Annotated in this window: 8 protein-coding genes and 1 pseudogene; 2 read left to right on the top strand and 7 right to left on the bottom strand. The window is 73.9% G+C overall.

What is annotated here, in order from left to right:
- The 6 genes and pseudogenes from ACEZDG_RS24890 to ACEZDG_RS24865 all read right to left on the bottom strand — a co-directional run.
- A partial coding sequence (locus ACEZDG_RS24890) for a biotin/lipoyl-containing protein (RefSeq protein WP_380513255.1) occupies nt 1-749 on the bottom strand: 749 nt, incomplete at its 3' end.
- A gap of 58 nt (nt 750-807) precedes the next feature.
- Nucleotides 808-2,196, bottom strand: coding sequence for a dihydrolipoyl dehydrogenase (lpdA, locus tag ACEZDG_RS24885; protein ID WP_380513253.1), 1,389 nt, complete (start codon nt 2,194-2,196; stop codon nt 808-810).
- Between the two features lie 272 nt (nt 2,197-2,468).
- The gene (locus ACEZDG_RS24880; RefSeq protein WP_380513251.1) at nt 2,469-3,977 is read right to left on the bottom strand and encodes a leucyl aminopeptidase; all 1,509 of its coding nucleotides are present in this window, start codon (nt 3,975-3,977) and stop codon (nt 2,469-2,471) included.
- A gap of 185 nt (nt 3,978-4,162) precedes the next feature.
- Nucleotides 4,163-4,975 (bottom strand): adenosylcobinamide-GDP ribazoletransferase, encoded by an 813-nt coding sequence (locus ACEZDG_RS24875; RefSeq protein ID WP_380513250.1) that lies wholly within the window; start codon nt 4,973-4,975, stop codon nt 4,163-4,165.
- Between the two features lie 3 nt (nt 4,976-4,978).
- Entirely contained in the window at nt 4,979-6,043 is a 1,065-nt protein-coding gene (gene cobT, locus ACEZDG_RS24870) for a nicotinate-nucleotide--dimethylbenzimidazole phosphoribosyltransferase (protein ID WP_380513248.1), read from the bottom strand.
- A 10-nt stretch (nt 6,044-6,053) separates the two neighbouring features.
- A pseudogene (locus tag ACEZDG_RS24865) lies at nt 6,054-6,662 on the bottom strand (bifunctional adenosylcobinamide kinase/adenosylcobinamide-phosphate guanylyltransferase); the annotation flags it as partial.
- A gap of 143 nt (nt 6,663-6,805) precedes the next feature.
- On the opposite strand from ACEZDG_RS24865, the gene ACEZDG_RS24860 reads away from it, so the two are divergent.
- The gene (locus ACEZDG_RS24860) at nt 6,806-7,216 is read left to right on the top strand and encodes an Ig-like domain-containing protein (protein ID WP_380513246.1); all 411 of its coding nucleotides are present in this window, start codon (nt 6,806-6,808) and stop codon (nt 7,214-7,216) included.
- A 53-nt stretch (nt 7,217-7,269) separates the two neighbouring features.
- Entirely contained in the window at nt 7,270-7,476 is a 207-nt protein-coding gene (locus ACEZDG_RS24855) for a hypothetical protein (RefSeq protein WP_380513244.1), read from the top strand.
- A 69-nt stretch (nt 7,477-7,545) separates the two neighbouring features.
- Here the strand turns inward: ACEZDG_RS24855 and ACEZDG_RS24850 are convergent, their stop codons facing one another.
- Nucleotides 7,546-8,550, bottom strand: coding sequence for an aldo/keto reductase family protein (locus ACEZDG_RS24850; protein ID WP_380513242.1), 1,005 nt, complete (start codon nt 8,548-8,550; stop codon nt 7,546-7,548).
- Nucleotides 8,551-8,577: the final 27 nt, after the last annotated feature.

Genomic DNA, 8,577 nt, shown 5'->3' with positions numbered 1-8,577 from the left:
GCGGCAGCCACCGGGGCCGGCGCGGGGGCCGGAGCAGCGACCGGGGCGGGCGCGGGAGCGGCAGCCGGGGCCGGGGCGGCCGGCGCGGGCGCGGCGGGGGCCGCGGCACCGGGGGTACCGATGACGGCCAGCTCGGCGCCGACCTCCACCGTCTCGTCCTCGGCGACGGTGATCTTCAGCAGCACGCCGGAGACCGGAGCCGGGATCTCGGTGTCGACCTTGTCGGTGGACACCTCGAGCAGCGGCTCGTCGGCCTCGACGGTGTCGCCCTCGGCCTTGAGCCAGCGGGTGACGGTGCCCTCGGTGACGCTCTCGCCCAGCGCGGGGAGCAGGACCGGGGTGCCGGACACCGCGCCGCCGGCCGGGGCAGCGGGGGCGGCAGGGGCCGCGGGCGCGGCCGGAGTGGCGGGAGCCTCGGCGACCGGGGCCGGAGCGGGCGCGGGGGCCTCGACCGGAGCCGGAGCCGGGGCAGCAGCGGCGGGGGCCGCGGCAGCAGCAGCCGGGGCGCCGTTGCCGTCGTCGATGATGGCCAGCTCGGCGCCGACCTCCACCGTCTCGTCCTCGCCGACCTTGATCGAGGCCAGGATGCCGGACGCGGGCGCCGGGATCTCGGTGTCGACCTTGTCGGTGGAGACTTCGAGCAGCGGCTCGTCGGCCTCGACGCGATCTCCCTCGGCCTTGAGCCAGCGGGTGACGGTGCCCTCGGTCACGCTCTCGCCGAGAGCGGGCAGTGTTACTGAGACTGCCATGAGTTCAGGTACTCCTACTTGGTGCGTGCGGATGGATGGCGGCGTATACCGGGGGAGGTCAGTCGTGATTGTGCAGCGGCTTTCCGGCCAGCGCCAGGTGTGCCTCGCCGAGCGCCTCGGACTGGGTCGGGTGCGCGTGGATCAGCTGGGCGACCTCGGAGGGCAGGGCCTCCCAGTTGTAGATCAGCTGTGCTTCGCCGACCTGCTCGCCCATGCGGTCGCCGACCATGTGGACGCCGACCACGGCGCCGTCCTTGACCTGGACCAGCTTGATCTCGCCGGCGGTCTTCAGGATCTTGCTCTTGCCGTTGCCGGCCAGGTTGAACTTGGCGGTGACGACCTTGTCCGCGCCGTAGAGCTCCTTGGCCTTCGCCTCGGTGATGCCGACGGAGGCGACCTCGGGGTGGCAGTAGGTGACCCGGGGGACACCGTCGTAGTCGATCGGGACGACCTTGAGGCCGGCCAGCCGCTCCGCGACCAGGATGCCCTCGGCGAAGCCGACGTGGGCCAGCTGCAGGGTCGGCACCAGGTCGCCGACGGCGGAGATGGTGGGGACGTTGGTCTGCATGTACTCGTCGACGAGGACGTAGCCGCGGTCGGTGGCGACGCCCGCCTCCTCGTAGCCGAGGCCCTGGGAGACCGGGCCGCGGCCGACGGCGACGAGCATCAGCTCGGCCTCGACCTGCTTGCCGTTCTCCAGCGAGGCGCGGACGCCGGTCGCGGTGTACTCGACGCCGGAGAAGCGCGCGCCCAGCTCGAACTTGATGCCGCGCTTGCGGAAGGCCCGCTCCAGCAGCTTGGAGGAGTTCTCGTCCTCCAGCGGGGCCAGGTGCGGCAGCGCCTCGATGATGGTGACCTCGGCCCCGAAGGACTTCCAGACGGAGGCGAACTCGACGCCGATGACGCCGCCGCCGAGCACGATCACGCTGTTCGGCACCCGGTCCAGGGTGAGCGCGTGGTCCGAGGAGATGACCCGGTCGCCGTCGATGGCCAGGCCCGGCAGCGACTTCGGCACGGAGCCGGTGGCCAGGACGATGTGGCGGCCGGTGTAGCGCTCGCCGTTCACGTCCACGGTGGTCGGGGAGGAGAGGCGGCCCTCGCCGGACACATAGGTGATCTTGCGGCTGGCCACCAGGCCCTGCAGGCCCTTGTAGAGCCCGCTGATCACGCCGTCCTTGTACGCGTGGACGCCGTTGATGTCGATGCCCTCGAAGGTGGCCTTCACACCGAAGCCCGCGCTCTCGCGGGTCTGGTCGGCGACCTCGGCGGCGTGCAGCAGGGCCTTGGTGGGGATGCAGCCGTTGTGGAGGCAGGTGCCGCCGAGCTTGCCCTTCTCGATGAGCGCGACCTGGAGGCCCAACTGGGCCGCCCGCAGCGCCGCGGCGTATCCGCCGCTTCCGCCTCCGAGAATGACTACGTCGAAAACGGTGCTGGCGTCGTTCGCCACGTCACGTCCTCCATGCAAAAGGGTGCGGATCGTCCCGGTCGGTCGCCGGCCGGGGAGCGGTTCCCCCTTGTGGGGAGAACCAGTCATGCCGGAGATACATCCTCGCACTTGTTCCGGGCGCTTGATGTCCGGGGCCGCCCTCTGGACGCGGCGGGGACGCCCGGTGATCCCTTGGCGACTCGAATAAAGGTCTGGTTGCGCTCATGGCGAACGCCGGGGCGCCCCTCTCCCTGCGGAGGAGGGCGCCCCGGCGTCACGGTGCGGCGGGAGGGCTACAGCGTGCCCGCGGCGGCGCGCTCGGCCAGCTGCACCAGGGTGCGGACGGCGGTGCCGGTGCCACCCTTCGGGGTGTAGCCGAAGGGGGCGGCCTCGTTGAAGGCCGGTCCGGCGATGTCCAGGTGGGCCCAGGCGGTGCCCTCGGGGACGAACTCCTGCAGGAAGAGTCCGGCGGTCAGCCCGCCGCCCATCCGCTCGCCGATGTTGGCGAGGTCGGCGGTCGGCGAGTCCAGGCTCTTCAGCATCTCGGCCGGCAGCGGCATCGGCCAGGAGGGCTCGCCGACGACCGTGGCCGAGGCCTGCACCGCGTCGCGGAAGCCGTCCTGGTTGGACATGATGCCGAAGATCCGGGCGCCCAGCGCCACCATCATCGCGCCGGTCAGGGTCGCCACGTCGACGATCGCGTCCGGGTTCTCCTCGCCGGCCCGGACGATCGCGTCGGCCAGCACCAGCCGGCCCTCGGCGTCGGTGTTGAGCACCTCGACGGTCTTGCCGCCGTACATCTTCAGCACGTCGCCGGGGCGGATGGCGGAGCCGGAGGGCATGTTCTCGGCCAGCGCCAGCCAGCCGGTGACATTGACCCGCAGGCCCAGCCGGGAGGCGGCGACCACGGCGGCGAACACGGCGGCGGCGCCGGACATGTCGCACTTCATGGTCTCGTTGTGGCCGGCCGGCTTGAGCGAGATGCCGCCCGAGTCGTAGGTGATGCCCTTGCCGATGTAGGCGAGGGTCTGGGTGGCCTCGGGGTGGGTGTAGCCGACCCGGACCAGCCGCGGCGGACGGACCGAGCCGACGCCGACGCCCAGGATGCCGCCGAAGCCGCCCTTGGTCAGCGCCTTCTCGTCCAGCACCTCGACCTTGAGGCCGTGCTCCTTGCCGGCCGCGGTCACCAGGTCCGCGAAGGACTTGGGGAAGAGGTCGTTCGGCGGGGTGTTGATGAGGTCACGGGTGCGGTTGACCTCCTCGGCGACGACGGTGCCGCGCTCGACGGCGGCCTTGGCGGCCTTGTCCCGCTTGCCGCCGACCAGGGTGACCTCGGCCAGCGGGGCCTTCGCGGCGGCCTTGGCGGCGTCGCCGCGGAAGGCGGTGAAGGTGTAGGCGCCGAGGAGCGCTCCCAGGGTCACGGCTTCGACCGAGGCGGCGTCGGCCAGCGGCAGCGCGAACGCGGCCTTCTTGGAGCCCTGCAGGGTACGGGCGGCGATGCCGGCGGCGCGGCGCAGGCCCTCGGCCGGGTAGCCGCCGTCCTCGGCCGCGTCGCCCAGGCCCACGGCCAGGACCAGGGCGGCCTTGACGCCCGCGGGCGCGGGGACCTTGACGGCCTCGCCCTCGGCGCCGGTGGCGCCCAGGGTGGTGAGGACGTCGGCCAGCCTGCCGTCGAACGCTTCGTCGACCGTCTCGGCGCCCGAGGCCAGCACGAGGCCCTTGGGGCCCTTGGCCACGGCCACGACGACGGCGTCCGCGCGCAGCGCGTTGGCCGCGGAGGTGCTCAGAGACACTGATGTCACGTAATGCGTCCTGTTCTGTATGCGGTCCTCGGCCGGGTGCCGAGAAAGGCGGAGGGGTGCGGGGGAACGTTCGGAAACGGGAAAGCACTGGCCCGTTGAGCATCGTAGTCCGCATGCCTGGCTACCGCGCCCCTCTGGCCCCGGTTAGTCACCCCGGCTTGTGGTGGCAGCTTGCGAAGCCCTGGTCAGGCGGCGGCGAAAAGGGTCCAGAGCACCAGCGCGGCGGTGCCCGAGGTCTCCACCATGGCGCCCAGCACATCGCCGGTGATACCGCCGAAGCGGCGTACGCAGTGCCCGAGCAGCAGCGCCGCGCAGACCGGGCCGCAGATCAGGGCCAGCAGCGCGCCGAGCGCCAGCCGCGGCCCGCCGGCCGCCCAGCCGGCCGCGCCCAGCGCGCAGGCCCAGAACAGCGCCGCGGACAGGGCCGGTCCCGGCGCCACCGTCCCGGCGACGGTCGCCCCGAGGCCGTCGGGCCGGGCCGGGGGAGTGCCGGCCAGGCAGCCCCTGAGCAGCGCCAGGCGTCCGGCCACGGCGGCCAGCAGCACACCGAGGCAGCCGGGCCACAGTCCGCCGGAAAAAGCCTGGGCCAGTGCCGCCACCTGGGTGAGCAGCACCAGCAGCAGCACCAGCACGCCGAACGGGCCGATGTCCGAGGCCTTCATGACGGCCAGCGCGGCGGCCGGGGGCTTGTTGCTGCCCAGGCCGTCCGCCACGTCCGCCAGGCCGTCCAGGTGCAGTCCGCGGGTCAGCGCCGCGAGGGCGCCGACGCAGGCCACGGCGGCCAGCAGCGGGCCGCCGTGCAGCTGCCGCAGGCCGCCGCCGAGCACCGCGGCCAGCAGCCCGAGCACCGCGCCGACCAGCGGCGCGCACAGCATCGCCCGCCCGGCCGTGGGCCGGTCCCAGCGCCGCACCCGCACCGGCAGCACCGACAGCGTGCCGAAGGCGAACCGCAGCCCGGCCCCGGCCGCGGCGAAGCCCCGCGAGGCCGTACGCCGCACCCGTCAGTCCTTGGCGGGGGCCAGCGGCAGCTCCGCCAGCAGGGTGGACGCGGCCTGCAGCAGCGGCAGCGCCAGCAGCGCGCCGACGCCCTGGCCCAGGCCCACCTTCTGGTCCAGCAGCGGTTCCACGCTCATCCGCTCGTAGGCCTTGGCCTGGGCCGGCTCGCCGGTGGTCTGCCCGGCCCGCCACCACTCCGGGGCGCGGAACGCGATCCGCTGCGCCACCAGGGCGCAGGCCGCCGACACCACGCCGTCCAGCAGCACCGGGGTGCGGCGCACCGCGGACTGCAGCAGGAAGCCGGTGGTCGCGGCGAAGTCCGCGCCGCCGGTCGCGGCCAGCAGGTCGAGCTGGTCGCCGAGCACCGGACGGGCCCGGCGCAGCGCGTCGCGGACCGCCGCGCACTTGACCATCCAGACCCGGTCGTCGATGCCCGAGCCGCGCCCGGTCACCGCCGCGGCGTCGGTGCCGCAGAGCGCGCCGACCAGGACCGCGGCGACGGTGGTCGAGCCCGCCCCCAGGTCGCCGAGCACCACCAGGTCGGTGCCCGCGTCGGCCTCCTCGTCGGCGATGGCGACCCCGGCCAGGAACGCGGCCTCGGCCTGCTCCCGGGTCAGCGCGTTCTCGATGTCGATCCGGCCCGAGCCGCGGCGGATCCGGTGCCGCGTCACCTCGGCCGGGAAGTCCTCGGGGTCGGCGTCCACACCCAGGTCCAGCACCCGGACCTGGGCGCCGTACTGCTGCGCCAGCAGGCTGACCGGGGCGGTGCCGTCCAGCACCGCGCGGACCCGGCGGGCGGTGCTGCCGGGCGGGAGGGCGGACACGCCCAGCGAGGCGACCCCGTGGTCGGCCGCGAAGAGCAGCACCTTGGCCCGGCGGACCGGGCTTGGCGGGCACTGCCCCTGGACCGCGGCCAGCCAACTGCCCAGCTCCTGCAGGCTGCCCAGCGCGCCGCGCGGCTGGTCCAGCGCGGCCCAGCGCTCCTCGGCGGCCAGCCGGTGCTCGTCGTCGGGGCGCGCCACCAGGGCGGAGAACTCGTCGAGGTCGATCGCACTGTCGAAGGTACTCACCGGCGGAACGTTACCGCCCCGGCCCTTTGAGCCGCACCGGCTGTCCGGCGACCACCAGCAGCACCTGGTCCGAGGCGCCCGCCACGGCGGCGTTCAGCCGGCCCAGCTCGTCCCGGAACCGGCGTCCCGAGGCGGTCGCCGGGACCACCCCGCTGCCGACCTCGTTGCTGACCGCGACCACCCGGCGCGGGGTGGCCGCCCAGGCCGCGACCAGCCCGGCGGTACGGGCCCGCAGCGCGGCCTCGCCGCGGGCGGCCCACTCGGCGTCGTCCCAGGCGCCGCAGTCGTCCATGGCCGCGGTCAGCCACAGCGCCAGGCAGTCGATCAGCAGCGGGCCGCCGCCGGGCCCGGCCAGCAGCGGTTCCAGGTCGCAGGTCTCGGCGGTGCGCCAGGCGGCGGGGCGGCGGTCGCGGTGCAGCGCGACCCGGTCGGCCCACTCGGCGTCGCCGTCCCTGCTGCCGCCGGTGGCGACGTAGAGCACGTCCTGACGGTCCGCCAGCATCCGTTCGGCGGTGACCGACTTGCCGGAGCGGGCGCCGCCGAGCAGCAGGGTCCGCCGCGGCGGCCGGGGGCGCCGCCCCAGTTCCAGGCCGACCCGCCGGGCGCCGGCGGGGGAGAGCTCGGTGAAGATCCGCATGGCGTCATTCTGCCGGGGCCGGGGCGTCGCGCGGTCGGATGGGCATAAAAGTGTGATTTGGTACGAGTCGATCCTTCTGAGAGGTTGGTATCCAGCCAGCCCTGGATGCCCGGGAAGGGGACCGAATGGACGCCGTCACCCGTCAGCGCCGCCTCAATGCCCGCAGGATCGCCCGGGCCACCGCTGTGACCGCGGCCGCGGTGGTGCTCGGCGGCGGGGTGGCGCACGCCGACGCCGGCACCGCGCTGCGGGCCAGGGACCGCGCGGACGCCGTCTCCGGCAGCCCGGCCACGGTCGACCTGCTGGCCGGCCGGCTGCCCGCGGACCGCGCCCTGGTGGCGCTCACCGCGACCCCGGCGCACGGCCGGGTGGTCCTCAACGACGATGTGACCGCCACCTACACCTCGGTCCCCGGCTTCGCCGGTACCGACTCCTTCTCCTACCGCTTCACCGACGACCGCGGCGGCACCGCCCGGGTCACCGTCGCCGTCACCGTCTCCCACGGCACCGAACCGGTGAGTGCGTACGCGGCCTGAGGATATGGGTAGCCTGCGACGGGACGAGTCAGTGCGGTGAAGGGAGCCTCAGCATGGTGTGGACGTGGCGGTTCGAGAAGGCCGACGGTTCGTCAGTGCCCGCCCCGGACGGGACGGAGGAGTTCCCGACCCAGGGCGACGCCGAGTCCTGGATCGGTGAGTTCTGGAAGGGCCTGGTGGCGGGCGGCATCGACCAGGCCGTGCTGCTGGACGACGGCGAGAAGGTCTACGGCCCGATGAGCCTGCACGACGCCGAGTAGCCGGCACGGCGGAGCGGGCGGCCCCCCGACCGGGGGACCGCCCGCTTCGGCGTTTTCACAACTGCTCTGCTACGGGCGGGACTTCGGCGAGTTCTCGGCCGTCTTCGCCGGGTCGAACTCGGCGACCGGGGCCAGGATCGCGTCCATCTGCTTCAGCAGCTCGGCGTCCAGCTTCACCCCGGCGGCCTTGACGTTCTCGGTGACCTGCTCGGGACGCGAGGCCCCGATGATCGCCGCCGAGACATTGCTGTTCTGCAGCACCCAGGCCACCGCGAGCTGGGCCAGAGTCAGCCCGGCCTGCTCCGCCAGCGGCTTCAGCTGCTGCACCCGCTCCAGCACGTCGTCGCGCAGGAAGCGGGTGACGAAGTTGGCGCCGCCCTTGTCGTCGGTCGCCCGCGAGCCCTCCGGCAGCGGCGCGCCGGGCAGGTACTTGCCGGTGAGCACGCCCTGCGCGATCGGGGACCAGACGATCTGGCCGAGCCCGAGCTCCTCGCAGGTCGGGACGACCTCGGCCTCGATGACCCGCCACAGCGCGGAGTACTGCGGCTGGCTGGAGACCAGCGGGATCCGCAGCTCCACGGCCAGCGCGTGCGCGGCCCGGATCTGCTCGGCGGTCCACTCGGACACGCCGATGTAGTGGGCCTTGCCGGAGTGCACCACGTCGGCGAAGGCCGTCATGGTCTCCTCCAGCGGGGTGGACACGTCGTAGCGGTGGGCCTGGTAGAGGTCGACGTAGTCGGTCTGCAGGCGGCGGAGGGAGCCGTCGATGGACTCCATGATGTGCTTGCGGCCGAGGCCGCGGTCGTTGCGGCCGGGCCCGGTGGGCCAGTAGACCTTGGTGAAGATCTCCAGGCCCTCGCGCCGCTCGCCCTTGAGCGCGCGGCCCATGACGGCCTCGGCCCGGGTCTCGGCGTAGACGTCGGCGGTGTCGAAGGTGGTGATCCCGGCGTCCAGGGCGGCACGGACGCAGGCCGTGGCGGCGTCCTCCTCGACCTGGGAGCCGTGGGTGAGCCAGTTGCCGTAGGCGATCTCACTGATGATCAGGCCGCTGCGGCCCAGATGACGAAACTCCATGCCCAGACCCTACGCCGTCGGCGCCGG

This window comes from Streptacidiphilus alkalitolerans (assembly GCF_042511045.1).
GTDB classification, from domain to species: Bacteria; Actinomycetota; Actinomycetes; order Streptomycetales; family Streptomycetaceae; genus Streptacidiphilus; species Streptacidiphilus alkalitolerans.
This window is presented reverse-complemented; position numbering and strand designations above follow the sequence as displayed.

Coding starts and splice junctions, on each gene's coding strand:
- ACEZDG_RS24860 (WP_380513246.1), top strand. CDS start 6,806: ATGGACGCCGTCACCCGTCAGCGCCGCCTCAATGCCCGCAGGATCGCC.
- ACEZDG_RS24850 (WP_380513242.1), bottom strand. CDS start 8,550: ATGGAGTTTCGTCATCTGGGCCGCAGCGGCCTGATCATCAGTGAGATC.
- ACEZDG_RS24855 (WP_380513244.1), top strand. CDS start 7,270: ATGGTGTGGACGTGGCGGTTCGAGAAGGCCGACGGTTCGTCAGTGCCC.